The sequence below is a fragment of the Pseudomonas sp. LBUM1647 genome, assembly GCF_059716175.1.
Genome location: NZ_CP166809.1, coordinates 6,320,653 through 6,346,905, shown reverse-complemented (window position 1 = coordinate 6,346,905; position 26,253 = coordinate 6,320,653). Strand labels below are relative to the sequence as shown.

The following is a 26,253-nucleotide window of genomic DNA, read 5'->3' as shown; positions in this document are numbered from 1 at the left end:
TTCGCAGCCCGGTCGGGCTGCGAGTCGGTGGTTCAATCGGGTTTATTTGGTGGTCAGTTGCAGGTTTTCAGCAGCGGGTTTGCCATCGAAGGTGGTCACGCCTTCGAGCCAGCGTTGCTTGTCTTGCGGGTGATCTTTCAGCCATTGCTTGGCCGACTCGAAAGCGTCCTTGTGATCCAGCAGCGGTTGCATCATCCGGCTCTCGTCTTCGGCGGTGTAGGTCAGGTTGCTCAGCAACTTGCCGATGTTCGGGCATTGCTCGGCGTATTTCGGCGCGGTGACGGTCCAGACCGTGGCCATGCCTTCGTTCGGGCCCAGAGCGTCGTCGCTGCCGGTGAGGTAGGTCATCTGCACGTTGACGTTCATCGGATGCGGCGCCCAGCCGAAGAACACCACAGCCTCTTTGCGTCGCACGGCGCGATCCACCGCCGCGAGCATGCCGGCCTCACTGGACTCGACCAACTGGAACTTGCCGAGGCCAAACTGGTTCTTGGCGATCATCGCCTTGATCTGGGTGTTGGCGCCCGAACCTGGCTCGATGCCGTAAATCTTGCCGCCCAGTTCTTTTTCAAACTTGGCGATGTCGGCGAAGGTTTTGAGGCCCTTGTCGGCGAGGTAAGTCGGTACCGCGAGCGTGGCGCGGGCGTCTTTCAGGCTTGGCGCCTCAAGCACCTTGACCTGATTGGCCGAGACGAACGGGGTAATGGTCTGGGTCATCAGCGGGTTCCAGTAGCCCAGGAACAAGTCCAGGCGCTGGTCGCGGATCCCGGCGAAGATGATTTGCTGGGAAGCGCTGGTTTGTTTGGTGTTGTAGCCGAGGCCATCGAGCAGGACTTGGGTCATGGCGCTGGTCGCGATCACGTCGGTCCAGTTCACGACGCCCATGCGTACGTTCTGGCATGAAGCAGGTTCGGCCGCCATGACGCTGGCGCTCAGGAAAGCGGTACCGCTGAGTGCAAGAACACAGCTGCTGATCAGTCGTTTCATCTCAGGTTCCTCGGCAGTTCATTATTGTGGGTCCGGGCGTCTTCGTGCGCCGGTGATGCCAAGTTACGCAGCTTGAGGCCCGCTAAAGCGCACTGCGGCGACCAGCTCTTGCACTGCAGCGACCTGCGCTCTTGAATGCCTCTCGCAAGTGGCGTATCAACGTCCACACGCTTCCCGCCCTCTCGTTACCTGTCAGTCGAGTGCGCTCCATGTCCCAGGATTTCTACTTCTTGTTGATGCCGGGTTTCTCGGCCATCGGTTTCATCTCGGCCATCGAGCCGTTGCGGGTCGCCAATCGCTTTCGTGGTGAGCTCTACCGCTGGCATGTGCTCAGCGCGGACGGCGGCGCGGTGCTGGCCAGCAACGGCATGTCGGTCAACGCCGATGCGGCGCTGGAACCGCTGAAAAAAGGGGCGACCTTATTGGTGATCGCGGGCTTCGAACCGCTGAAATTCGCCACGCCCGCGCTGGAACACTGGCTGCGCCGCCTGGACAACGAAGGCGTGACCCTCGGCGCCATCGACACCGGCAGTTTCGTCCTCGCCGAAGCCGGCCTGCTCGACGGCCATCGCCTGACCCTGCACTGGGAAGCCATCGACGCGTTCAAGGAGTCCTATCCGCAGCTCAGCGTTACCCAGGAGCTGTTCGAGATCGATCGTCGACGCATTACCTCCGCCGGCGGCACTGCGTCCATCGACCTGATGCTCGACCTCATCAGCCAGGCCCACGGTCCGGAACTGGCGATCCAGGTCAGCGAACAATTCGTGCTCGGCCGCATCCGCCCGCGCAAAGACCACCAGCGCATGGAAGTCGCCACGCGTTATGGCATCAGTAATAAGAAACTGGTGCATGTGATTGGGGAGATGGAGCAGCACAGCGAACCGCCGCTGAGCACGCTGGAATTGGCCGAATCGATCAAGGTCACGCGACGGCAGTTGGAGCGATTGTTCCGCCTGCACCTGAACGACACGCCGAGCAATTTCTACCTGCGCTTGCGGCTGGAGAAGGCGCGGCAGCTGTTGCGCCAGACTGATATGAGCGTGCTGGAGGTAAGCATTGCTTGCGGGTTTGAATCACCGTCGTATTTCACCCGCAGCTATCGGGCGAAGTTTGAACGGTGTCCGCGGGAGGACAGGCGTACCGCGAAGGCATGATCGTTCCCACGCTCTGCGTGGGAATGCCGCCAGGGACGCTCTGCGTCCGCTTCAAGATGTGACGCGGAGCGTCACGGGATGCATTACCACGCGGAGCGTGGGAACGATCGGTGGAGGACGTTACTTCTTCATCAGCGCTGAGCAGGCCGCTTTAAACGCTTCATGCTGATACTTGTTTAGCGTCCCCGGCAGTGCAAAATCGAACTTCTTGTTCTGCGCATTAATCGTCTGTGGCGACAGCAGCGTGACCTCGCAATTTTCCAACAGCTGGAAAACACCCTCGATTTTGAACGTGGTCGGCCCACCGGCGAACTCGCCTTTCTTGCTGCGTTTCTTGATCGCGATCCGATCGATGGAGTTCTCGCGCACAAACGATGCCACTTGAGCGGCAAAGACTTTGACGTTCGCGGCTTCGTCGTCATCGTCGAGGGCGATTTTCTTGGTGGCCAGGGCGACGTGGCTCAGCGCCTGACCGTCGAGAGAGGCCACGGCGATGATGGCTTCGCTGCCTTTGATTTCGATGCCGCAGATTTTCATTTGAATTCCTTAACTGGCTGATGGCGTGCAGCTTACAGCTCAAGCTGATCGGCGTTGATGCCAAAAGCCGCGGCAATTTTCTCACGGGTCGCCTTGCGAGGCTTGGCGACGGTCTCCTGCTGGGCAAAGGCCGGTTGGGAGATACCCATGCGTTTGGCCACTTCATCCTGAGTAAGGTTCAGATGTTCGCGCCAGGCGCGAATTGGCGTTGCGCCGTCGACGATACGGCTGACAACTTCATGGGGAATCAGATCGGGCTCAATCTTCTGCGCCACATATTGCGCGTAGGGAATGACCACAAAAGCGGGATTCCCATCTGCGTCATTGATGATCTGAACGTCAGTAGGTGCATTCATCGTGTTTTTGGTCTCTCGAATATAAGTCTTTTATAAGATTAAGAATCTTTACTTATATTTCGCTGTCGGCCAATTAACGAAGCATGTCGGGATGTTGCCCGACCACAACATCACTCCTGCCCAATCGACTCCAAAAACTCCGACCGCTCATCGCTCATCCGCGCCACGCAATCATTCTGCGCAATCGTGAATGCCTTGCTACCGCTCGTCGCCGGAAACGCCTCAACCGCGCAATCCGCTTCCCGGGTCTTCAGCCATTGCTGTTGTGCGGCCTTGAGCTTGGCGGTGATGTCGGTCAGTTGCGCCGGGTTCTTGCCGTAGAGCGATTGCATGCGCTCGGTCAGGGTTTGGTAGTTGTCTTTCAGCAGGTCTTCGGCGGTGGTTTTGCTGTAGACCGAGCATTCCAGGGTCTGGACCTCGTTTTCGACTTTGTCGCAGGGGTTATCGTCGGACTCTTCAGCCGCGTGTACACCGGTCGCTATCAGTGCCAAAGCCAGGAAGATCGATTTCATTGCGTCGCCGCCCCTTATTCAGTGAAACATCCAGTAATGGCGCGAATTCTGGCCCATGCGCAGGCCCTTGAACAGGTGGCCCATGACGTCCGGCGACGACCCTTTGTCGCGGATTGACGCTTTCGGCAAACCCCCTGTCGTTTTTGCACCCGGCTGCCCCCTCCCTCAGGCATATGCTGGCCCCAAAGCGCCGGCACACGATTCGGCGCACGAATCGCTAATAGGGGACAGCCTGATGAGCCCAGCCGAATTGCACGCCGACAGCATCGTTATCGACGGTCTGATTATTGCCAAATGGAACCGTGAGCTGTTCGAAGACATGCGCAAGGGCGGTCTGACCGCGGCCAACTGCACCGTGTCGGTGTGGGAGGGCTTCCAGGCCACCGTCAACAATATCGCCGCCAGCCAGAAGCTGATCCGCGAAAACAGCGACCTGGTGATTCCAGTGCGCACCACCGCCGATATCCGCAAGGCAAAAGAGCAGGGCAAGACCGGCATCCTGTTCGGCTTCCAGAATGCCCACGCTTTTGAAGACCAGATCGGCTATGTCGAGGTCTTCAAGCAGCTGGGCGTCGGTATTGTGCAGATGTGCTACAACACCCAAAACCTCGTTGGCACCGGTTGCTACGAGCGTGATGGCGGCCTGTCGGGTTTCGGTCGTGAAATCGTTGCCGAGATGAACCGCGTCGGCGTCATGTGCGACCTGTCCCACGTGGGTTCGAAAACCTCCGAAGAAGTTATCCTCGAATCGAAGAAACCGGTCTGCTACTCCCATTGCCTGCCGTCGGGTCTGAAAATTCACCCGCGCAACAAATCCGATGAAGAACTGAAGTTCATCGCCGATCACGGCGGTTTCGTCGGCGTGACCATGTTCGCGCCGTTCCTGGCCAAGGGCATCGATTCGACCATCGACGATTACGCCGAAGCCATCGAATACACCATGAACATCGTCGGCGAAGACGCCATCGGTATCGGCACCGACTTCACCCAGGGCCATGGCCAGGACTTCTTCGAATACCTGACCCATGACAAGGGCTACGCCCGCCGCCTGACCAGCTTCGGCAAGATCATCAACCCGCTGGGCATCCGCACCGTCGGCGAGTTCCCGAACCTGACCGAAACACTGCTCAAGCGCGGTCATTCCGAGCGCGTGGTCCGCAAGATCATGGGTGAGAACTGGGTCAACGTCCTCAAGGACGTCTGGGGCGAGTAAGCCACAGCAAATCTGAATCCTTTCCCCCGGCCGTCCGCGCCGGGGGCAACACCAAAATTTTTCTGGAGTTAAGTTTCCATGGCCAAGATCGCCCCGCAATTGCCAATCGAAGTCGACAGCGAAACCGGTGTCTGGACCTCCGACGCCCTGCCAATGCTGTACGTACCGCGTCACTTCTTCGTCAACAACCACATGGGCATCGAGGAAGTGCTGGGCGCCGACGCCTACGCCGAAATCCTCTACAAAGCCGGCTACAAGTCCGCTTGGCACTGGTGTGAAAAAGAAGCTGAATGCCACGGCCTGGAAGGCGTTGCGGTGTTCGAGCACTACATGAAGCGCCTGTCGCAGCGCGGCTGGGGCCTGTTCAAGATCCAGGACATCGACCTCGACAAAGGCACCGCCAGCGTCAAGCTCGAACACTCGGCGTTTGTCTACGTGTACGGCAAAGTCGGGCGCAAGGTCGACTACATGTTCACTGGCTGGTTTGCCGGTGCCATGGACCAGATTCTGCAAGCTCGCGGCAGCAAGATTCGCACCGTTGCCGAACAGGTTTACGGTGGCTCCGAAGAAGGCCACGACGACGGCCTGTTCACCGTCAAGCCGTTGTAAGTCGAGGAACCCGCCATGGCTTTCGAAGCAATGTTCCAGCCGATCCAGATCGGCAAACTGACCATCCGCAACCGCGTGCTCAGCACCGCGCACGCCGAGGTCTATGCCACCGACGGCGGCATGACCACCGACCGGTACGTCAAGTATTACGAAGAGAAAGCCAAGGGCGGGATCGGCCTGGCGATTTGCGGCGGTTCCTCCAGTGTGGCCATCGACAGCCCGCAAGGCTGGTGGAAGTCGGTCAACCTGGCCGACGACCGGATCATTCCACACTTCCAGAACCTGGCCGATGCCATGCACAAGCATGGCGCCAAGATCATGATCCAGATTACCCACATGGGCCGACGCTCGCGTTGGGACGGCGAGCATTGGCCAACCCTGCTGTCGCCGTCGGGTATCCGTGAACCGGTGCACCGTGCGACCTGCAAAACCATCGAGCCGGAAGAAATCTGGCGGGTGATCGGCAACTACGCCAGCGCTGCGGCGCGTGCCAAGGCCGGTGGCCTGGACGGCGTCGAACTGTCCGCCGTGCACCAGCACATGATCGACCAGTTCTGGAGCCCGCGGGTCAACAAACGTACCGACGAATGGGGCGGCAGCTTCGAGAACCGCATGCGTTTCGGCCTGGAAGTGATCAAGGCTGTGCGGGCTGAAGTCGGCCCGGATTTCTGCGTCGGCATCCGTCTGTGCGGTGACGAATTCCACCCGGACGGCTTGTCCCACGAGGACATGAAGCAGATCGCCAAGTACTACGACGACACCGGCATGATCGACTTCATCGGCGTGGTGGGTTCGGGTTGCGACACCCACAACACCCTGGCCAACGTTATCCCGAACATGAGTTATCCACCGGAGCCATTCCTGCATTTGGCCGCCGGTATCAAGGAAGTGGTGAAGGCCCCGATTCTGCATGCGCAGAACATCAAGGACCCGAACCAGGCGACCCGGATTCTGGAAGGCGGTTACGTCGACATGGTCGGCATGACCCGCGCCCACATCGCCGACCCGCACCTGATCGCCAAGATCAAAATGGGTCAGGTCGACCAGATCAAACAATGCGTCGGCGCCAACTACTGCATCGACCGTCAGTACCAGGGTCTGGACGTGTTGTGCATCCAGAACGCCGCGACCTCCCGTGAATACATGGGCGTGCCGCACATCATCGAGAAGTCGACCGGTGTGAAGCGCAAGGTTGTGGTGGTGGGTGCCGGCCCTGCCGGGATGGAAGCGGCTCGCGTGTCCGCCGAACGTGGCCACGACGTGACCCTGTTCGAGAAAAAAGAATTCATTGGCGGGCAGATCACCACGGCCTCGAAAGCCCCGCAACGGGACCAGATCGCCGGTATCACCCGCTGGTTCCAGCTTGAGCTGGCGCGTTTGAAAGTCGACCTGCGCCTGGGCGTGGCGGCGGATGCGGCAACCATTCTCGACCTGCGTCCGGACGTGGTGGTGCTCGCCGTCGGCGGCCATCCATTCCTGGAGCAGAACGAGCATTGGGGCGCGGCTGAAGGTCTGGTGGTCAGCAGCTGGGACATCCTCGATGGCAAGGTCGCACCGGGCAAAAACGTGCTGGTCTACGACACCATTTGCGAGTTCACCGGGATGTCGACGGCCGACTTCCTCGCCGACAAGGGCAGCCAGGTCGAGATCGTCACCGACGACATCAAACCGGGCGTGGCGATTGGCGGCACCTCGTTCCCGACCTACTACCGCAGCATGTACCCCAAAGAAGTGATCATGACCGGGGACATGATGCTGGAGAAGGTCTATCGCGAAGGCGACAAGCTGGTGGCGGTGCTGGAAAACGAATACACCGGCGCCAAAGAGGAGCGGGTGGTGGACCAGGTCGTCGTCGAAAACGGCGTGCGTCCGGACGAAGAAATCTACTACGCCCTGAAGGAAGGCTCGCGCAACAAAGGCCAGATGGACATCGAAGCCCTGTTCGCGATCAAGCCGCAACCTTCGCTGAGCCAGCCGGGCGACGGCTACTTGCTGTTCCGCATCGGCGACTGCGTGGCGCAGCGCAACACCCACGCGGCGATCTATGACGCGTTGCGGTTGTGCAAGGATTTCTAAGCCACTGACGCATCCCCTGTGTAGGAGCTGCCGAAGGCTGCAATCTTTTGACTTTGTTTTTTAAGATCCAGATCAAAAGATCGCAGCCTTCGGCAGCTCCTACATCGACCGCGTTTCTCCAAGATGTTTTGGTGGGAGCTTCACCATGTTGAACACCCTTCTTCCAATCCTGTTGTTCGCTGCCCTGGGCCTCGCTGTCCTGGGCGCGTTGCGGCGGGTGGCTATGTGGCGCCGAGGCCGGGCTTCGAAAGTCGACCTGATCGGCGGCCTGTTCGCCATGCCTAAACGCTACATGGTCGATTTGCACCATGTCGTCGCGCGGGACAAATACATCGCCAACACTCACGTCGCCACGGCTGGCGGTGCGGTGGCGTCGATTGTGCTGGCGATCCTGGTTCACGGTTTCGGCCTGCACAATCGCATTCTCGGTGTTGCCCTGTTGATTGCCTCGGCGGTGATGTTCGTCGGTGCGATTTTCATGTTCCTGCGTCGTCGCAACCCACCGGCTCGCCTTTCCAAAGGGCCGTGGATGCGTCTGCCGAAAAGCCTGTTGGCGTTCTCTGCGAGCTTCTTCCTGTTGACCCTGCCGGTCGCCGGCATCCTTCCGGAAAACTTCGGCGGGTGGGTGGTGGCTGCGATCCTCGGCGTCGGTGTGCTGTGGGGCGTTAGCGAACTGTTCTTCGGCATGACCTGGGGCGGGCCGATGAAACACGCCTTCGCCGGCGCCCTGCACCTGGCCTGGCACCGTCGCGCCGAGCGTTTTGGTGGCGGCCGTTCCACCGGTTTGAAACCGCTGGACCTGAACGATCCAAACGCGCCACTGGGCGTGGAAAAACCCAAGGATTTCACCTGGAACCAACTGCTCGGCTTCGACGCTTGCGTGCAGTGCGGTAAGTGCGAAGCCGCGTGCCCGGCGTTCGCTGCCGGCCAGCCGCTGAACCCGAAAAAACTGATTCAAGACATGGTCGTTGGCCTGGCCGGTGGCACCGACGCCAAATTCGCCGGCAGCCCGTATCCGGGCAAAGCGATTGGCGAGCACGCCGGCAATCCGCATCAACCGATCGTCAACGGTCTGGTGGACGCGGAAACCCTGTGGTCCTGCACCACCTGCCGCGCTTGCGTCGAGGAGTGCCCGATGATGATCGAGCACGTCGATGCCATCGTCGACATGCGCCGCCATCTGACCCTGGAAAAAGGCGCGACCCCGAACAAGGGCGCTGAAGTCCTGGAAAACCTGATCGCCACCGACAACCCTGGCGGTTTCGCCCCGGGCGGGCGGATGAACTGGGCGGCGGACTTGAACCTCAATCTGATGAGCGAGAAGAAGTCGGTCGACGTGCTGTTCTGGGTCGGCGACGGTGCCTTCGACATGCGCAACCAGCGCACCTTGCGCGCCTTCGTCAAAGTGCTGAAAGCGGCCAAGGTCGACTTCGCGGTACTGGGCCTGGAAGAACGCGACAGCGGCGACGTGGCCCGACGTCTGGGCGACGAAGCGACTTTCCAGCTGTTGGCCAAACGCAACATCCAGACCCTGGCCAAATACAGCTTCAACCGCATCGTCACCTGCGACCCGCACAGCTTCCACGTGCTGAAAAACGAGTACGGCGCCTTCGACGGCAACTACCTCGTGCAGCACCACAGCACCTACATGGCGGAAATCATTGGCGCTGGTGCCCTGAACCTCGGCCAGCACAAAGGCAGCAGCGTGACTTATCACGACCCGTGCTACCTCGGCCGCTACAACGGCGAATACGAAGCACCGCGTGAAGTGCTGCGCGCCCTGGGCATCGAGATCAAGGAAATGCAACGCTCCGGTTTCCGCTCCCGCTGCTGCGGCGGTGGCGGCGGTGCGCCGATCACCGACATCCCGGGCAAGCAACGGATCCCCGACATGCGCATGGAAGACATCCGCGAAACCGGCGCCGAACTGGTGGCCGTGGGTTGTCCACAGTGCACCGCGATGCTCGAAGGCGTGGTCGAACCCCGGCCGCTGATCAAGGACATCGCCGAACTGGTGGCGGACGCGTTGCTCGAAGACGCTGCCCCGAGCAAGCCGACCAAACCGGCCCAACGTGAACCTGCGGAGGCCCACTGATGAGCGACATTATCCGCCGCGACCCACGCGCCGAATGGATCGCCCGCAACCGTCTGCACCCGCTGCACGCGGCCATGCAACCGGCGCAACACAGCTGGATGGGGCCTAACGGCGTCATCCGCAAGAATCCCCATGGCATCGGTTTTATCGGTCCCAACGGCATCAAGCGAATCGACCGCAGCGGCGCTCAACAGGGCGGGGCGAGCAAACGCTCGGCCGCGGTTGAAGTCCAGTTGCCACTGCATCAAGTGCCTGCACCTGCGTTTTACATCAGCGTGGTGCCGGACATGGTCGGCGGCCGCTTGAGCAGTCACGACCGCGACTTGCTTGGCCTGGCTCATCAGTTGGCCGGCAACGACGGCGCGGTGTTGGCCGTGGTCTTCGGCGAACACAAGGAAAACGCCTTCACCACCGCGGGTGTCGATCGCTTGCTGGTGCTGGATGGCGACGAATTCAACGGTTATGCACCGGAACAAAGAGTCCAGGGCCTGCGGGCTGTGGATAACCAGTTCAACCCGCGTCATTGGCTGCTGCCGGACAGCCGCAGTGGCGGTGGCGAACTCGGTCGTCGCTTTGCTGCTGCGCTGGGCGAACGCCCGGCCACGCGGGTCTGGCAGGTCAAGGATCAGGAATGCATCGGCCGCGCCGGTGCGGGCTTGCAAGACCTTGCGCGTCCGGTCGCTCGCTTGATTCTGGCTGCCGTCGAATGCGCAGAACCGGTCAGCGAAACCCGTCACGAAGCCTTGTCGGTGGAGTTATCCACAGCGGTGGCGCGCAGTCTCTCGCGTATCGAGGATTTGGGCGCGGTGGCGGTGGACCCGGCGGCGATTCCGATGGCCGAAGCCGAATTCATCTTCTCCGGCGGCAACGGGGTCAAGGACTGGGGACTTTTCCACAGGACGGCCGAAGCGTTGGGCGCTACCGAAGGCGCGTCCCGTGTGGCAGTGGACGATGGCTTCATGGCGCGCGACCGTCAGGTCGGTGCGTCCGGCACCTGGGTCACCGCACGGGTCTACGTGGCCGTGGGGATTTCCGGGGCGATCCAGCACCTGCAAGGCATCGGTGCCTGCGACAAGGTGGTGGCGATCAATCTCGACTCTGGCTGCGACATGATCAAACGGGCCGACCTGTCGGTGATCGGCGAGAGTGCCGAGATTCTTCAAGCCTTGATCGATGTGGTAGAGGCTTACCGCAACGAAGCCAAGCGCGATGCGGCTTAAGGAAAGGAAAGGGTTATGAGCACGAAAATCATCAGCCTGGTGTCCATCGGCGCCCACCCGACCTCCGGCCGGCCACGTCGCGCGGAACAGGATGCGCGGGCGGTGGAACTGGGCCTGCAACTCGCTGGGGATAACCTGCAAGTGCTGCATGCCGGCGACGTCGCAGAACCTGCACTACGCGCCTATTTGGGCATGGGCCTGGAACAGTTGCATGTGCTTGAACAACCTTCAGGCGCCGATGCACTGCCGGCGTTAACCGCCTATTTGCGTGATGCCGGTGCACAAGTCGTGCTGACCGGCAGCCAGGCAGAAACCGGCGAAGGCTCGGGCATGCTGCCGTTCTTGCTGGCCGAAAGCCTGGGCTGGCCGCTGGTCGTGGGGCTGGCTCAAGTTGAATCCATTGACGGTAATTCAGCGCTGGTGCTGCAAGCCTTGCCCCGTGGTCAACGGCGTCGCCTGAAAGTGCGGCTGCCGTTTCTCGCGACTGTGGATAACGCTGCTCCGAAACCTCGGCAGAGCGCCTACGGCCCGGCTCGACGCGGGGTGTTGCAGGCGGATGAAGTCGAAGTGATCGACGATGAACTGCTGGCGGTCGCCACCCTGCAACCGGCCAAGCCACGGCCTAAACGCTTGAAGGTGATCAAGGCCAAGAGCGGCGCGGACCGGATGAAAGCTGCGACGGCCAAGGCCAGTGGTGGTGGCGGGCAGGTGCTAAAAGGGTTGAGTGCCGAGGCGGGGGCTGAGGCGATTCTCAAGTTACTGATCGAAGAAGGCGTGGTCCGCTAACGAATAACCAATACAGATCTAATGTGGGAGCGAGCCTGCTCGCGAAGAGGTCGTCATATCCAACATCAATGTGACTGACAGATCGCATTCGTCGGATCGCCGCCCGGAGCAGGTTCGCTCCCTCAAGGGAAAATAAATGACCGTTGAATTTCGTTCGGCCCTGCGCGCGGATGCGCGGGAGATTGCTCGTTTGTTTCAGATTTCGTCAGAAGGTGCTGCGGATTACATCTGGAGCCAACTGGCGCAACCCGGTCAGGATTTACTGGACGTGGGTGCCAGTCGGTATGCCCGTGAAGACGTGGATTTTTCCTGGCAGAACTGCCTCATTGCCGAGGCACGGGGAAACGTCATTGGCATGATGCACAGCTACGTGATGCGTCACGATCCGCTGGCGGCGCCTGTGACCGATCCGGTGCTGGCGCCCTACGCCAAAATGGAAATCCCCGACACCCTCTATATTTCCAGCCTGGCGCTTCATGAAGGCTGGCGAAACCAGGGCCTGGGCAAGCAATTCCTCGCCTACGCTTACGACCGTGCCAACCAGCTGGGGCTCAATGGCTTGAGCCTGATCGACTACGCGGTGAACACCGGCGCCCGTCGGTTTTATGAGCGACATGGCTTTCGTATCGTCGATACCTGCCAGATCACTCCCCATCCGATGATTCGGGTCACGGGTGAGGCGTATCTGATGTATCGGCCCTGATGAGCTACATTTTTCTATGAGCTGGCTTTCCATGAGCAGGGCGGGGTGGCAGCAGCGCTAATTCCTCAAACTCGTTTTCAAGCATGGGTTGAACATGGGAGCGGTCAGTCGACGTGAGACATGTCTGATCTGTGGCGTGATGCTTGTTGTGTTTTTTCTGGTTGTAACCACGAGTTCGATAGCTGATACCAGAAAGGAAGATCCGGATTTTTATAAATGGCTGGAGTCTGAACAGGGACAAAAAGCCACCCTGGTGCAGCTGAAACAGCAATGCGACAAGGTGCTGGATGCTGAAAAAAACCTGAATTGTTCAGTGTCCGTTTTCGCCCGAATGTTCGAGGCCAAAACCGCAAACCAGCTTCCCGACTACTATCTGGCGATCAAGCGTCGTCATGCTCAGGCAATCGCGAATGACCCTGAGCTCAACGCGATGTTTTCCATGTTCGGCAGCGAGTCCCTTGCGACACTGCGGGCGGTCGGCGATTTTTCGGTAACAAGAGCGAAGCGCCACGAAGTACTTGTGATCCATCCTTACGCCAGCGACGGTCACGTGACTGACGAGGTGCTGCCCTACCTCGATGTCAAAGCGGCCAATGGTGTCTCGTCACGCTTCATTCTGGACACCGGCGCACCGCAAACCCGGGTCAACCACGAAACCGCGAAGCTGATGGGAGTCAGGTTATTAACCGACTCTCACTATGGCTACAGCACGTTTTATGGTGAACGTGACCTGTCTGCCAAACTCGGGATCTTTGAGTCTTTAAAGATAGGCTCAAGCGAGTTCAGAAACGTCCTGGTGTTTGTCAGCGACCGGGATAACTTACTGGGGCTTGATCTGATCGGTAAGTTGGGGCGTTTGAAGGTCACGAAAAGATCCCTGAAGGTTAACGCCGAACCTCCCGCGCGATGTGATTCGCAAATTACCTATGCGCGTATCGATATCAATCAAAGACTGACCATTGCCGCACGCCTGGATCGTCGGGCCACGCCGGCGATTATTGACACCGGCAATGTTGATTACCTGACGTCGTCCTCGCCGGGCAACTCACCCATTCATGTCACCGATAAGCCGCGTTCCCAAACCTTCAAGGGTGAATTGAGCCTGTCGGGCCATATCCAACGGATCACCTACAACTACTACCCGGACTTTACGATTCCTCCGTCGTTGTTGCTGGGTCAGTACGTGCCTTCGCTTTTGCTTGGGTGGGGTGCATTCAATGACTTTGAGTTGAATCTGGATATCGACTCGGGCTGGTCGTGTTTCAACAGGACCTGATCCCGGTTACCCACAATCCCTGTTAGCGCTTCTGTGGATAACATGTTCGCCCTTTGCTACACCCCATACAAATCAAGCCCTGCAACCCTTCGTACAAAAAACAACCAGCCTAACTTACGGTTTTTTCAGGCTTTTTCCAGAGGATAACTTTGTACGCGAACCAATACTTGCCCCCAATCTCTGTTAGCGCATCTGTGGATAAGATGTTCGCTGTCCTCTACAGACCATATAAAACGGGCTTATCAGGCTTGTGGTCAAAAAACGATCAAATCGTCGTTTTAGACCGATAAACCTCACGCAAACCCCGATTTATCGCGGCTTCCAACGGTTTTCCACAGATCCGCCCAAGTTGCCCCCAAAGTCTGTTGGCGCTTCTGTGGATAAGGTGTTCGCCATCCTCTGCAAGCCACGTATAACGTGCCTTTCAAGCTTTCGATCAAAAAACAACCAATCGCTGCTAAAAACCCTGCTTCTGGATAAGTCACGGATTTTCTTCAGTTTCTGTGGAGAAAGTTTTCACTGAATCCACACTTGTCCCCATTAGCTGTGGGCGAAGGTGTGGATAAGTTGTTTGCTGAAGGCTGGGAACCACGCTGCATATAGTCCTGAACGCAATAGATCATATTTCGTACAGTTCTAAGGTGTGGAGGGAATAGTCGAGGGAGGGGATGAAAGGTAGACCGCCATCGCGAGCAAGCTCGCTCCCACAGTTGGCCGAGTCGTTCACAAAATGTGTGTACGCCTCAAACCACTGTGGGAGCGAGCTTGCTCGCGATGCTTTTGCTTTTAGCCTTGAACCGGAACCCCTTTGAGGTAAGGCGCAGGTTCCGCGCCCAGATTGTTCAGCAATCGCTCGCTGTACCAATCCACAAAGTTCACCACGCCAAACTCATAGGTCTTGGAGTAAGGGCCTGGCTGGTAAGCCGTGGAGTTGATGCCGCGCTGGTTCTCTTCGGCCAGGCGACGGTCCTGGTCGTTGGTCGCATCCCAGACCTTGCGCATGCGTTCCACGTCGTAATCCACGCCTTCGACCGCATCCTTGTGCACGATCCACTTGGTGGTGACCATGGTTTCCTGGGCGCTGATCGGCCACACGGTGAACACGATGATGTGGTCGCCCATGCAGTGGTTCCAGGAGTGCGGCAGGTGCAGGATGCGCATCGAGCCCAGGTCCGGGTTTTTGATCCGGCCCATGAGTTTGGCGCAGCCCTGTTTGCCGTCCAGGGTCATTGACACGGTGCCTTTGAGCAGCGGCATGCGCACGATACGGTTACGCAGGCCGAAGCTGGCGTGGGCGTAAGGGATCTTCTCGGCTTCCCAGGCAGCGGCGGAGGCGGCGACGTGGTCCTTGAAGGCCTGATCGGCACGCGGGTCGGTGACGTCGTCCCATTCCAGCAGGGTTTTCAGCAGTTCCGGGTGCGACGCGTTGCAGTGGTAGCACTCGCGGTTGTTTTCCAGCACCAGTTTCCAGTTGGCTTTTTCGAACAAAGTGGTCTGGATCGCCACCTTGGTGTTCTCCATGTCGTACGGTTCCATGTAATGGTTCAGCGTCGACAGGAAGTCATCAATGGCTGGCGGATTTTCCGACAGGCTGATGAAGATGTAGCCGCCGGCAGTCTTCACGTTCACCGGTTTCAGGCCGTATTGCTTCATGTCGAAGTCGGCGCCCATCTCGGTGCCGGCGAACAGCAGGCGACCGTCCAGCTCATAAGTCCACTGGTGGTAGTGGCAGACCAGTTTGGCGACCTTGCCTTTTTCACTAGTGCACAGCCGCGAACCACGGTGACGGCAGACGTTGTGGAACGCATGCACCACGCCTTCGGCGCCGCGAATCACGATGATCGGGTTCTTGCCGACTTGCAGGGTCAGGTAGTTGCCCTTGGTCGGGATCTCGCAGGTCATGCCGGCGATCAGCCACTCTTTCTGGAAGATTTCCTGCATGTCGATATCAAACAGCCGCTCGTCAGAGTAAAACGGCTGCGGCAGCGAGAACGTGCGCTCGCGCTCTTGCAGCATCTGCGCGGTGGCCTTGCGTGCGGGTTCCAGCGGATCGCCCAGGCTGATTTTTGCGGTGACGTCCATCGTGTGTTTCCTCATGGCCCTCTACGTGGCCGCGAAAGTGGCTGATCAGGTTTGCTACGCAAGGTGTAAAGATTGTGTCTTGGTATGGAGCGAGTGTGGGGCCGCTGTTGCCCGGAACCTTATCCATGGGCGACATGGCCCAATCTGTTCCCGACGCGCAACCCCCGGTAGTTGCGGGCTGGTCGCGATAAGTATGTGAATGTCGCAGATAGGTAAATGGGTGGTTCGCACGTTACGCAGAATCGCCAACATAAGGCCGACCATCGGCGGTGGAGAACAGCATGTCCAACAGCTTCCTGAATCCGGTAACTACCCAGACCTGGGCCAATGGTCGACACATCGTCCGTTGCGTCAAAGTCATCCAGGAAACCTGGGATGTGCGCACCTTCTGCTTCATGGCCGACCAGCCGATCCTGTTCTTCTTCAAGCCGGGGCAGTTTGTCACCCTGGAGCTGGAAATCGAAGGCGTGCCGATCATGCGCTCCTACACCATTTCCAGCTCGCCATCGGTGCCGTACAGCTTTTCCGTGACCATCAAGCGTGTGCCGGGCGGCAAAGTGTCGAACTGGCTGCATGACACGCTGCACGAAGGCCAGGAGCTGGCCGTGCACGGGCCGGTCGGGTTGTTCAACGCCATGGACTTCACCGCGCCGAAGGTGTTGTACCTCAGCGGTGGCGTCGGTATCACGCCGGTCATGTCGATGGCTCGCTGGTTCTACGACACCAACGGCAACGTCGACATGGTGTTTATCCACAGCGCCCGTTCGCCCAAAGACATCATTTACCACCGCGAGCTGGAACACATGGCGTCGCGGATCGATAACTTCAGCCTGCACCTGATCTGCGAGAAGCATGGTCTGGGCGAGCCGTGGGCCGGTTATCGCGGCTACCTGAACCACAAGATGCTCGAACTGATGGCGCCGGACTTCATGGAGCGCGAAGTCTTCTGCTGTGGCCCGACGCCGTATATGAACGCGGTCAAGCGCATGCTGGAAGCGGTCGGCTTCGACATGACGCGTTATCACGAGGAGTCGTTCGGCGCTACGCCACCGGAAGCCCGTGCCGATGCGGTGGAACAAGCCGAAATCGCCGCAGACGCACCGGACATCGACGTCGCGGACCTGCACCAGGTGGAATTCACCGCGTCCGGGAAAAGCATTCGTGTGGCGCCGGGGGAAACCGTGCATGCGGCGGCTGCCAAGTTGGGTCTGTTGATTCCGAAGGCCTGCGGGATGGGGATCTGCGGGACGTGCAAGGTGATGAAGCTGGGTGGCGAGGTCGAGATGGACCACAACGGCGGGATCACCGAGGAAGACGAAGCCGAAGGGTTCATTCTTTCGTGCTGCAGCGTGCCGAAGGGCGACGTGCGTATCGAGTTTTGATAGTTGCACAATGAACCTGTAGGAGCTGTCGAGTGCAACGAGGCTGCGATCATTTAAGATCAAAAGATCGTCCGAACGCGGCCCGAACCTTCGGCAGCTCCTACAGGTCAATCGACAAACAGATCCGTTATCAGTTTGTCGGTGGAGTCCGGTTCAAACCGATACCCCTCGAAATCCGTCATCCCGTTTTCCCTCAAAACCTCCTCATCAATCAGCAACCGCCCGGTAATGCTGCGACCACTGCTGTCCAGAATTGCGTAAGCAGCATCGGCCATGATCGCGGGCGTTCGTGCGTGTTTGAACGACTCGCGTGACCCCAGCTGAAACTCGATGGCGGCGGTGGCGATCATCGTCTGCGGCCACAGGGAATTGACGCTGATGCCATAACTGGCAAATTCCTCACTCATGCCCAGGGTCAGCATGCTCATGCCGTATTTGGTCACCGTGTAGGGGCTGTATTGGGCGAACCATTTCGTCGCCAGGTTCAACGGTGGCGACAGGTTAAGAATGTGACCATTGGTTTTTTTCAGATAGGGCAGGGCAGCCTGACTGCATAGCAGCACGGCGCGGGTGTTGATCTGGTGCATCAGGTCGAAGCGCTTGAGCTCGATGTGTTGAACACCGGTCAGCTTGATCGCGCCGGCATTGTTGATCAGCGCATCAATGCCGCCGAAATGTTCGTGGGCTTGGGCCAGCGCCTCGCGTACCGCGAGTTCATCACGCACATCCACCTGCAACGGCAGCGCCTTGCCGCCCGCGTCTTCGACTTCCTTCGCCACGCTGAAAATCGTGCCCGGCAGTTTGGGGTGGGGATCGGCGCTTTTGGCGGCAATCACAATGTTGGCCCCATCCCGTGCGGCGCGTAGCGCAATTTCGCGACCGATCCCGCGACTGGCGCCGGTGATGAACAGGGTTTTGCCTTGTAAAGACATGCGTGCGCTCCTGATTATTGTTATGTGAGCGAAGGCTCGACAAACAATGTAGACGATGGAGCTGACGCAAGCGGAAAGTGGGGGAGCGAACCTTGTGGCGAGGGGATTTATCGGAATGCCGCACCACCCCGTTCGGCGGCGTAGCCGTCGTAAAGTCCGCGACCTCATTTCGTCTGACAGATCGCGGTGAATGGTTTTGGGGCCGCTTCGCGGCCCAACGGGGATAAATCCCCTCGCCACAGGGGATCGGGTTGCTGCTTAGCGGGACATCACTTCGCGAATATCCGCCGCCAATTCCCGTACGCGTTCTTCTTCGGTGTCCCACGAGCACATGAAGCGTGCGCCGCCGTTGCCGATGAAGGTGTAGAAGCGCCAGCCCTTGGCCGTCAGTGCCGCGATCGCCGGTTCCGACAGTTGCAGGAATACGCCGTTGGCCTGCACTGGGAACATCAGTTCCACGCCTGGAATGTCGCTCACCAGTTCAGCCAGCAACTGCGCGCAGTGGTTGGCGTGGCGGGCGTATTTGAGCCAGGCGTCGTTTTCCAGAATCCCGACCCAAGGCGCCGACAGGAAGCGCATCTTTGAAGCAAGCTGCCCGGCCTGTTTGCAGCGGTAGTCGAAGTCTTCGGCCAGTTTGTGGTTGAAGAACAGAATCGCTTCCCCCACCGCCATGCCGTTTTTCGTGCCGCCGAAGCACAACACGTCGACGCCGGCCTTCCACGTCAGGTCTGCCGGCGTGCAGCCGAGGAATGCGCAGGCGTTGGAGAAGCGCGCGCCGTCCATGTGCAGGTTCAGGCCCAGTTCTTTGCACGTGGCGCTGATGGCGCGGATTTCTTCCGGGGTGTAGACGCTGCCGACTTCGGTCGCCTGAGTCAGGGTCACGACGCGCGGTTTCGGGTAGTGGATGTCCTGGCGCTTGAGCGCGATTTCGCGGATCGATTCCGGGGTCAGCTTGCCGTTTTCAGTGCGGGCGACGAGCAGCTTGGAACCGTTGGAAAAGAATTCCGGTGCGCCGCATTCGTCGGTTTCGACGTGGGCGGTTTCCGAGCAGATTACGCTGTGGTAACTCTGGCACAGCGACGACAGGGCCAGGGAGTTGGCCGCGGTGCCGTTGAAGGCGAAGAACACTTCGCAGTCGGTTTCGAACAGTTTGCGGAAATCGTCGGACGCGCGTGCGGTCCATTCGTCGTCGCCATAGGCGCGTTGGTGGCCGTGGTTGGCCTGTTCCATGGCAGCCCAGGCTTCAGGGCAGATACCGGAATAGTTGTCGCTGGCGAATTGTTGGCTCTTATCAGTCATGGCCCTGCTTTCCGTGGTCGAGACGCTTATGGTGAAGAGCCTCGTGGTCAATGATGGTGCGCACTTTACCGAAGATCATCCGGAGAGCACACGCGATGCGTCTGACAGAAAAATACGAAGACGACGGGCAATTATGCACATGACGCCAAGGGATGGGGCACTCGATCTGCTCAAGTGGCTGGCGCTGTTTAGCATGGTGCTCGATCACCTGCGATATGTCGGTTATTCCGTCGATATTCTGTATGTTCCGGGCAGGCTGGCCTTTCCGTGGTTCTGTCTGGCGATGGCCGCAAACCTGGCGCGGGCCCGCGCCGTGACGACCGACGGCCAGTGGCGTTATATGGGCTGGTTGCTGCTGTTTAGCGCCATCAGCGAAATTCCCTACCGGATGTACATTCCCGATCCCGACACCTTGAACGTGCTGCCCACGTTGGTGCTGGGATTGCTGGTGGCGCGTGGCTGGCAGGACCGAACCCTGCAAACGCGACTGTTGGCGGCCGGCGCCTTGCTGCTGGCGGCGCTGTTCCCGGAGCGACTGATGTTCGGCTTCTTCGGCGTGTTGTTGCCGCTGGCGACGTTGCTGGTGATCGGGCGGCCCTGGTACTTCAGCCTGTTGCCGGGATTGGTCTGTCTGGCAGCCAATCAGTGGCCAGTGCTGTATTCCGCCGCGCAGTTTCACAACAGTGAAGCCATCCTCGGCATCGCCGCTTGTCTGATCGCGCCATTGCTGGGGTTGGTCTTGTTGCGACATGCCGGGCGGTTCAAACCCCCACCGCCGATGCGTCGCTGGGCGTACGCGCTGTACCCGTTGCACTTTCTACTGCTGCTCGCAGTACGACAGACAATCGCCTAACCCCTGTGGGAGCGAGCTTGCTCGCGATGGCGGTGGGTCAGGCAACATCAATGCTGACTGTAACGGCCTCATCGCGAGCAAGCTCGCTCCCACAGGGTTCTCTGCTGATTTGAGGAATGTGTTCGGCATGCCATTTCCCGCCATGTCGTAAACGCACCTTTGCGTGGCGTCCGTAGGCATTTGGCCTGTCTGCGCCGGTCATACCATCGCATTCAAAGGGCACTGTCGAAACACCAGTGCCTTACCGAGACGAATGGCGCATAGATGCCGCTGGGAGAGACGCGATGTTCAGCAAGCAAGACCAGATCAAGGGTTACGACGATGCACTGCTGGCGGCGATGAATGCCGAGGAGCAACGCCAGGAAGATCACATCGAGCTGATCGCGTCAGAGAACTACACCAGCAAACGCGTCATGGAAGCGCAAGGCAGTGGCCTGACCAACAAATACGCCGAAGGTTATCCGGGCAAGCGCTACTACGGTGGCTGCGAGCACGTCGACAAGGTTGAAGCGCTGGCCATCGAACGCGCCAAGCAACTGTTCGGTGCCGACTATGCCAACGTGCAGCCGCACTCCGGCAGCCAGGCCAACGCCGCGGTATTCCTTGCGCTGCTGCAGGCCGGCGACACCGTGCTGGGCATGAGCCTGGCCCACGGCGGTCACTTGACCCACGGCGCCAAAGTCAGCTTCTCCGGCAAGCTCTATAACGCTGTGCAGTACGGCATCGACACCGCCACCGGCCTGATCGATTACGACGAAGTCGAGCGCATGGCGGTCGAGCACAAGCCAAAAATGATCATCGCCGGGTTCTCCGCTTACTCGAAGACCCTGGACTTCCCGCGCTTCCGTCAGATCGCTGACAAAGTCGGCGCTTATCTGTTTGTCGACATGGCTCACGTAGCCGGTTTGGTCGCTGCCGGTCTGTACCCGAACCCGCTGCCGTACGCCGACGTGGTCACCACCACCACCCACAAAACCCTGCGCGGTCCACGTGGTGGCTTGATCCTGGCCAAGGCCAACGAAGAGCTGGAAAAGAAATTCAACGCTGCCGTATTCCCCGGCGGTCAGGGCGGCCCGTTGATGCACGTGATCGCCGGTAAAGCGGTGTGCTTCAAGGAAGCGTTGGAGCCTGGTTTCAAGGCTTACCAGCAACAAGTGATCGACAACGCCCAGGCCATGGCCGGCGTATTTATCAAACGCGGCTACGATGTAGTGTCCGGCGGCACCGACAACCACCTGTTCCTGGTCAGCCTGATCCGTCAGGGCCTCACCGGCAAAGAGGCGGATGCAGCACTCGGTCGCGCCCACATCACTGTGAACAAGAACGCTGTCCCGAACGATCCACAGTCGCCATTCGTGACCTCCGGCCTGCGCATCGGCACCCCGGCGGTGACCACTCGCGGCTTCAAGGTTACCCAGTGCGTCACGCTTGCCGGCTGGATCTGCGACATCCTCGACAACCTCGGCGACGCCGATGTCGAGGCCAATGTTGCCCAGCAAGTTTCGGCCCTGTGCGCGGACTTCCCGGTTTATCGCTGAGCGCGGTTTTGGAGTAAATGACTATGCAACGCTACTCGGGCTTCGGCCTCTTCAAACACTCCCTCAGCCATCACGAAAACTGGCAGAAAATGTGGCGCACGCCGACCCCTAAAAAGGTCTATGACGTGGTCATCGTCGGCGGTGGCGGGCATGGTCTGGCGACTGCCTACTACCTGGCCAAAGAGCACGGCATCACTAACGTGGCCGTGGTCGAGAAAGGCTGGCTGGGCGGCGGTAACACCGCGCGTAACACCACCATCGTTCGCTCCAACTACCTGTGGGACGAGTCGGCGCACCTGTACGAACACGCGATGAAACTGTGGGAAGGCCTGTCCCAGGACCTGAACTACAACGTGATGTTCTCCCAGCGTGGCGTTTACAACCTGTGCCACACCCTGCAGGACATTCGTGATTCCGAGCGTCGGGTCAGCGCCAACCGCCTCAACGGCGTGGACGGCGAACTGCTCGATGCCAAACAAGTGGCTGACGAGATTCCGTACCTCGACTGCTCGAAGAACACTCGCTACCCGGTGATGGGCGCCACCGTTCAGCGTCGCGGCGGCGTAGCCCGTCACGATGCCGTGGCCTGGGGCTTTGCCCGTGCCGCTGACGCACTGGGCGTGGACCTGATTCAACAGACCGAAGTGATCGGCTTCCGCAAGGAAAACGGCGTGTGCATCGGTGTTGAAACCAACAAAGGCTTCATCGGCGCCAAACGCGTCGGTGTAGTGACCGCCGGTAACTCGGGGCACATGGCCAAACTCGCCGGTTTCCGTCTGCCGATCGAATCCCACCCGCTGCAAGCGCTGGTGTCCGAGCCGATCAAACCGATTATCGACAGCGTGATCATGTCCAACGCCGTACACGGTTACATCAGCCAGTCCGACAAGGGCGACCTGGTGATCGGCGCCGGTATCGACGGCTACAACGGCTACGGCCAGCGTGGTTCGTACCCGGTGATCGAGCACACCATTCAGGCCATCGTCGAGATGTTCCCAGTCTTGTCCCGCGTGCGCATGAACCGGCAGTGGGGCGGCATCGTCGACACCACGCCGGACGCATGCCCGATCATTTCGAAAACCCCGGTGCCGAACATGTTCTTCAACTGCGGTTGGGGCACCGGTGGCTTCAAGGCAACACCTGGCTCGGGCAACGTATTTGCCGCGAGTCTGGCCAAGGGTGAAATGCACCCATTGGCTGCACCTTTCTCCATCGACCGTTTCCACAACGGTGCGTTGATCGATGAACACGGCGCTGCTGCGGTTGCCCACTAACAGGAGAAATCCCCATGTTGCATATCTTCTGTCCTCACTGCGGCGAACTGCGCTCCGAAGAGGAATTCCACGCATCCGGCCAGGCGCACATCCCGCGCCCTCTGGATCCGACCAACTGCACCGACGAGGAGTGGGGCGACTACATGTTCTTCCGCGATAACCCTCGCGGTCTGCACCACGAGCTGTGGGATCACGTCGCCGGTTGCCGTCAGTATTTCAACGCCACCCGTGACACCGTGACCTACGAGATTCTCGAAACCTACAAGATCGGCACCAAGCCACAATTCACCGACAAGACCGATAGCCCGAAAGCGGCCGCCACGGCTCTGGGAGAGAAGGTATGAGCCAGATCAATCGCCTGTCCAACGGCGGACGGATCGACCGCAACAAAGTGCTGAGCTTCACCTTCAACGGCCAGACCTACAAAGGCTTTGAGGGCGATTCCCTGGCCGCGGCCTTGCTGGCCAACGGTGTCGACATCATCGGTCGCAGCTTCAAGTATTCCCGTCCGCGCGGCATCTTCGCCGCCGGTGCCGAAGAGCCGAACGCCGTGCTGCAGATCGGCGCGACCGAAGCCACGCAGATCCCGAACGTACGCGCCACGCAACAAGCGTTGTATCAAGGTTTGGTCGCCACCAGCACCAACGGCTGGCCGAGCGTGAACAACGACATGATGGGGATTCTCGGCAAGGTCGGCGGCAAGCTGATGCCGCCGGGCTTCTACTACAAAACATTCATGTACCCGCAATCGTTCTGGATGACTTACGAGAAGTACATTCGTAAGGCAGCAGGCCTTGGCCGCTCGCCAACCGAGAACGATCCGGACACCTACGACTACATGAACCAGCACTGCGACGTGCTGATCGTCGGCGGTGGCCCTGCTGGCCTGGCCGCTGCGCTGGCGGCTGCCCGCAGCGGTGCGCGCGTAATTCTCGCCGATGAACAGGAAGAGTTCGGCGGCAGCCTGCTCGACTCCCGCGAAAGCCTCGACGGCAAGCCTGCCAGCGAGTGGGTCGCCAGCGTCATCGCCGAGCTCAAGGACACCCCGGACGTGCTGCTGTTGCCGCGCGCCACGGTCAACGGCTACCACGACCATAACTTCCTGACTATTCACGAGCGCCTGACCGATCACCTCGGCGACCGCGCCCCGATTGGCCAGGTCCGTCAGCGCATCCACCGGGTTCGCGCCAAGCGTGTAGTGCTGGCGACCGGCGCTCACGAGCGTCCGCTGGTTTACGGCAACAACGACGTGCCGGGCAACATGCTCTCCGGCGCTGTGTCGACTTACGTGCGTCGTTACGGCGTGGCACCGGGCAAAAAACTGGTGCTGTCGACCAACAACGATCACGCCTATCGCGTTGCTCTGGACTGGCTCGACGCCAGCCTGCAAGTCGTGGCCATTGCCGATGCCCGCAGCAATCCGCGCGGTGCGCTGGTTGAAGAAGCGCGCGCCAAAGGCATCCGCATCCTGACCGGCAGCGCCGTGATCGAGACGCGTGGCAGCAAGCACGTGACCGCCGCTCGCGTTGCTGCGATCGATGTCAAAGCGCACACCGTGACCAGTCCTGGTGAGTGGCTTGAATGCGACCTGGTTGCCAGCTCCGGCGGTTACAGCCCGGTGGTTCACCTGGCGTCGCACTTGGGTGGCAAGCCGATCTGGCGTGAAGACATCCTCGGTTTCGTACCGGGCGAAGCTCCGCAGAAACGCGTGTGTGTCGGTGGCATCAATGGCGTTTACGGCCTTGGCGATTCCCTGGCCGATGGTTTTGAAGGCGGCGCTCGCGCAGCCAGCGAAGCCGGTTTCAGCGTGGTTGAAGGCACCTTGCCGAAAGCCCTGAGCCGTCTGGAAGAGCCAACACTGGCGCTGTTCCAGGTGCCGCACGAAAAGAACACCGCACGTGCGCCGAAGCAATTCGTCGACCTGCAAAACGACGTCACCGCCGCCGCCATCGAACTGGCGACCCGCGAAGGCTTCGAGTCAGTCGAGCACGTCAAACGCTACACCGCACTGGGCTTTGGTACTGACCAGGGCAAGCTCGGCAACGTCAACGGTCTGGCCATCGCCGCCCGTTCGCTGAACGTGACCATCCCGCAGATGGGCACCACCATGTTCCGCCCGAACTACACGCCGGTCACCTTCGGCGCCGTGGCCGGTCGTCACTGTGGGCATATCTTCGAGCCGGTTCGTTTCACCGCGCTGCATCACTGGCACGTGAAGAACGGCGCCGAGTTCGAAGACGTCGGTCAGTGGAAGCGTCCTTGGTACTTCCCGAAAAACGGTGAAGGCCTGCACGCCGCCGTGAAACGCGAATGCAAAGCCGTGCGCGACAGCGTCGGCCTGCTGGACGCTTCGACCCTGGGCAAGATCGACATCCAGGGCCCGGATTCGCGCGAGTTCCTCAACCGCATCTACACCAACGCCTGGACCAAGCTCGACGTGGGCAAGGCCCGTTACGGCCTGATGTGCAAAGAAGACGGCATGGTGTTCGACGACGGCGTAACTGCATGTCTCGCCGACAACCATTTCGTGATGACCACCACCACCGGCGGCGCTGCACGCGTGCTGCAATGGCTGGAAATCTACCACCAGACTGAATGGCCAGACCTGAAGGTGTACTTCACTTCCGTGACGGATCACTGGGCAACCATGACCCTGTCCGGGCCGAACAGCCGCAAGCTGCTCAGCGAAGTCACCGACATCGACCTGATCAACGAAGCCTTCCCGTTCATGACCTGGAAAGAAGGCCTGGTCGGCGGTGTGCCGGCGCGGGTGTTCCGGATTTCGTTTACCGGCGAACTGTCGTACGAAGTCAACGTGCAAGCCGACTACGCCATGGGCGTGCTCGAGAAAATCGTCGAGGCCGGCAAGCAGTACAACCTGACCCCGTACGGCACTGAAACCATGCACGTGCTGCGGGCCGAGAAGGGCTTCATCATCGTTGGGCAGGACACCGACGGCTCGATGACTCCGGATGACCTGAACATGGGCTGGTGTGTCGGTCGCACCAAACCGTTCTCGTGGATTGGCCAGCGTGGCATGAACCGCGAAGACTGCGTGCGTGATCAGCGCAAACAGTTGGTCGGTCTGAAGCCGATCGATCCGACCAAATGGCTGCCGGAAGGGGCGCAACTGGTGTTCAACACCAAGCAAGCGATTCCGATGACGATGGTCGGTCACGTCACCTCCAGCTACTTGCACAACTCCCTCGGCTATTCGTTTGCCATGGGTGTGGTCAAGGGCGGCTTGAAGCGTATCGGTGAGCGCGTGTTCGCACCGCTGGCCGATGGCAGCGTGATCGAGGCGGAAATCGTTTCTTCGGTGTTCTTCGATCCAAAGGGTGATCGCCAGAACATTTAACTGCTTCGGCT

Annotated in this window: 22 protein-coding genes; 15 read left to right on the top strand and 7 right to left on the bottom strand. The window is 59.7% G+C overall.

What is annotated here, in order from left to right; translation table 11 throughout:
- Positions 1-42 precede the first annotated feature (42 nt).
- Positions 43-987, bottom strand: coding sequence for a choline ABC transporter substrate-binding protein (choX, locus tag ACA059_RS29365; RefSeq protein WP_497631906.1), 945 nt, complete (start codon positions 985-987; stop codon positions 43-45).
- Positions 988-1,196: 209 nt separating this feature from the next.
- Here choX and ACA059_RS29360 point away from each other — a divergent pair, with 209 nt between their 5' ends.
- The gene (locus tag ACA059_RS29360; protein WP_497631905.1) at positions 1,197-2,141 is read left to right on the top strand and encodes a GlxA family transcriptional regulator; all 945 of its coding nucleotides are present in this window, start codon (positions 1,197-1,199) and stop codon (positions 2,139-2,141) included.
- Positions 2,142-2,261: 120 nt separating this feature from the next.
- Here the strand turns inward: ACA059_RS29360 and ACA059_RS29355 are convergent, their stop codons facing one another.
- The 3 genes from ACA059_RS29355 to ACA059_RS29345 form a co-directional block, all read right to left on the bottom strand.
- Positions 2,262-2,678 carry a DUF3010 family protein gene (locus tag ACA059_RS29355; RefSeq protein ID WP_497631904.1) on the bottom strand — a complete coding sequence of 139 codons (417 nt, stop codon included), beginning with the start codon at positions 2,676-2,678 and terminating at the stop codon, positions 2,262-2,264.
- A gap of 32 nt (positions 2,679-2,710) precedes the next feature.
- Positions 2,711-3,034: a helix-turn-helix domain-containing protein gene (locus ACA059_RS29350; RefSeq protein WP_462048136.1), complete on the bottom strand. Its 324-nt coding sequence runs from the start codon at positions 3,032-3,034 to the stop codon at positions 2,711-2,713.
- A 110-nt stretch (positions 3,035-3,144) separates the two neighbouring features.
- Complete coding sequence (locus tag ACA059_RS29345) at positions 3,145-3,546, bottom strand: lysozyme inhibitor LprI family protein (protein ID WP_497631903.1); 402 nt, start codon at positions 3,544-3,546, stop codon at positions 3,145-3,147.
- 235 nt (positions 3,547-3,781) lie between these two features.
- Between ACA059_RS29345 and ACA059_RS29340 the strand changes: the two genes are divergently transcribed.
- The 8 genes from ACA059_RS29340 (at position 3,782) to ACA059_RS29305 (ending at position 13,524) form a co-directional block, all read left to right on the top strand.
- The gene (locus ACA059_RS29340; RefSeq protein WP_008033250.1) at positions 3,782-4,759 is read left to right on the top strand and encodes a dipeptidase; all 978 of its coding nucleotides are present in this window, start codon (positions 3,782-3,784) and stop codon (positions 4,757-4,759) included.
- Between the two features lie 78 nt (positions 4,760-4,837).
- Positions 4,838-5,368: a DUF5943 domain-containing protein gene (locus ACA059_RS29335; protein WP_008033249.1), complete on the top strand. Its 531-nt coding sequence runs from the start codon at positions 4,838-4,840 to the stop codon at positions 5,366-5,368.
- Positions 5,369-5,383: 15 nt separating this feature from the next.
- Positions 5,384-7,444, top strand: a complete 2,061-nt coding sequence (dgcA, locus tag ACA059_RS29330; RefSeq protein ID WP_497631902.1) for a dimethylglycine demethylation protein DgcA — start codon at positions 5,384-5,386, stop codon at positions 7,442-7,444.
- A gap of 145 nt (positions 7,445-7,589) precedes the next feature.
- Positions 7,590-9,539, top strand: a complete 1,950-nt coding sequence (gene dgcB, locus ACA059_RS29325) for a dimethylglycine demethylation protein DgcB (protein WP_123368595.1) — start codon at positions 7,590-7,592, stop codon at positions 9,537-9,539.
- Positions 9,539-10,759, top strand: coding sequence for an electron transfer flavoprotein subunit alpha (gene etfA, locus ACA059_RS29320; RefSeq protein WP_497631901.1), 1,221 nt, complete (start codon positions 9,539-9,541; stop codon positions 10,757-10,759). Before dgcB ends, etfA begins: the two co-directional genes overlap by 1 nt.
- A gap of 15 nt (positions 10,760-10,774) precedes the next feature.
- Positions 10,775-11,545: an electron transfer flavoprotein subunit beta gene (etfB, locus tag ACA059_RS29315; RefSeq protein ID WP_123368597.1), complete on the top strand. Its 771-nt coding sequence runs from the start codon at positions 10,775-10,777 to the stop codon at positions 11,543-11,545.
- Between the two features lie 136 nt (positions 11,546-11,681).
- Entirely contained in the window at positions 11,682-12,248 is a 567-nt protein-coding gene (locus tag ACA059_RS29310; RefSeq protein WP_497631900.1) for a GNAT family N-acetyltransferase, read from the top strand.
- 94 nt (positions 12,249-12,342) lie between these two features.
- Positions 12,343-13,524, top strand: coding sequence for a retropepsin-like aspartic protease (locus tag ACA059_RS29305; protein ID WP_497631899.1), 1,182 nt, complete (start codon positions 12,343-12,345; stop codon positions 13,522-13,524).
- 786 nt (positions 13,525-14,310) lie between these two features.
- On the opposite strand, the gene gbca is transcribed toward ACA059_RS29305, so the two are convergent.
- Positions 14,311-15,606, bottom strand: coding sequence for a glycine betaine monooxygenase oxygenase subunit (gbca, locus tag ACA059_RS29300; RefSeq protein WP_497631898.1), 1,296 nt, complete (start codon positions 15,604-15,606; stop codon positions 14,311-14,313).
- Positions 15,607-15,887: 281 nt separating this feature from the next.
- On the opposite strand from gbca, the gene gbcB reads away from it, so the two are divergent.
- Positions 15,888-16,988, top strand: coding sequence for a glycine betaine monooxygenase reductase subunit (gbcB, locus tag ACA059_RS29295; RefSeq protein WP_497631897.1), 1,101 nt, complete (start codon positions 15,888-15,890; stop codon positions 16,986-16,988).
- A 107-nt stretch (positions 16,989-17,095) separates the two neighbouring features.
- Here gbcB and ACA059_RS29290 read toward each other — a convergent pair whose 3' ends face one another.
- Together ACA059_RS29290 and ACA059_RS29285 are read right to left on the bottom strand one after the other, a co-directional pair.
- Complete coding sequence (locus tag ACA059_RS29290; protein WP_497631896.1) at positions 17,096-17,920, bottom strand: SDR family oxidoreductase; 825 nt, start codon at positions 17,918-17,920, stop codon at positions 17,096-17,098.
- 258 nt (positions 17,921-18,178) lie between these two features.
- Positions 18,179-19,219, bottom strand: a complete 1,041-nt coding sequence (locus ACA059_RS29285) for a threonine aldolase family protein (protein WP_497631895.1) — start codon at positions 19,217-19,219, stop codon at positions 18,179-18,181.
- A 133-nt stretch (positions 19,220-19,352) separates the two neighbouring features.
- Between ACA059_RS29285 and ACA059_RS29280 the strand changes: the two genes are divergently transcribed.
- The 5 genes from ACA059_RS29280 to ACA059_RS29260 all read left to right on the top strand — a co-directional run bounded on the left by ACA059_RS29280 (position 19,353) and on the right by ACA059_RS29260 (position 26,242).
- On the top strand, positions 19,353-20,072 hold the full coding sequence (locus tag ACA059_RS29280; RefSeq protein WP_497631894.1) for a TraX family protein: 720 nt from the start codon (positions 19,353-19,355) through the stop codon (positions 20,070-20,072).
- Positions 20,073-20,356: 284 nt separating this feature from the next.
- Positions 20,357-21,610: a serine hydroxymethyltransferase gene (glyA, locus tag ACA059_RS29275; RefSeq protein WP_497631893.1), complete on the top strand. Its 1,254-nt coding sequence runs from the start codon at positions 20,357-20,359 to the stop codon at positions 21,608-21,610.
- Positions 21,611-21,633: 23 nt separating this feature from the next.
- Entirely contained in the window at positions 21,634-22,884 is a 1,251-nt protein-coding gene (locus ACA059_RS29270) for a sarcosine oxidase subunit beta (RefSeq protein ID WP_007947735.1), read from the top strand.
- Positions 22,885-22,898: 14 nt separating this feature from the next.
- Entirely contained in the window at positions 22,899-23,228 is a 330-nt protein-coding gene (locus tag ACA059_RS29265; RefSeq protein ID WP_008147095.1) for a sarcosine oxidase subunit delta, read from the top strand.
- Complete coding sequence (locus tag ACA059_RS29260; RefSeq protein ID WP_497631892.1) at positions 23,225-26,242, top strand: sarcosine oxidase subunit alpha; 3,018 nt, start codon at positions 23,225-23,227, stop codon at positions 26,240-26,242. Before ACA059_RS29265 ends, ACA059_RS29260 begins: the two co-directional genes overlap by 4 nt.
- The last annotated feature ends 11 nt before the right edge of the window (positions 26,243-26,253 follow it).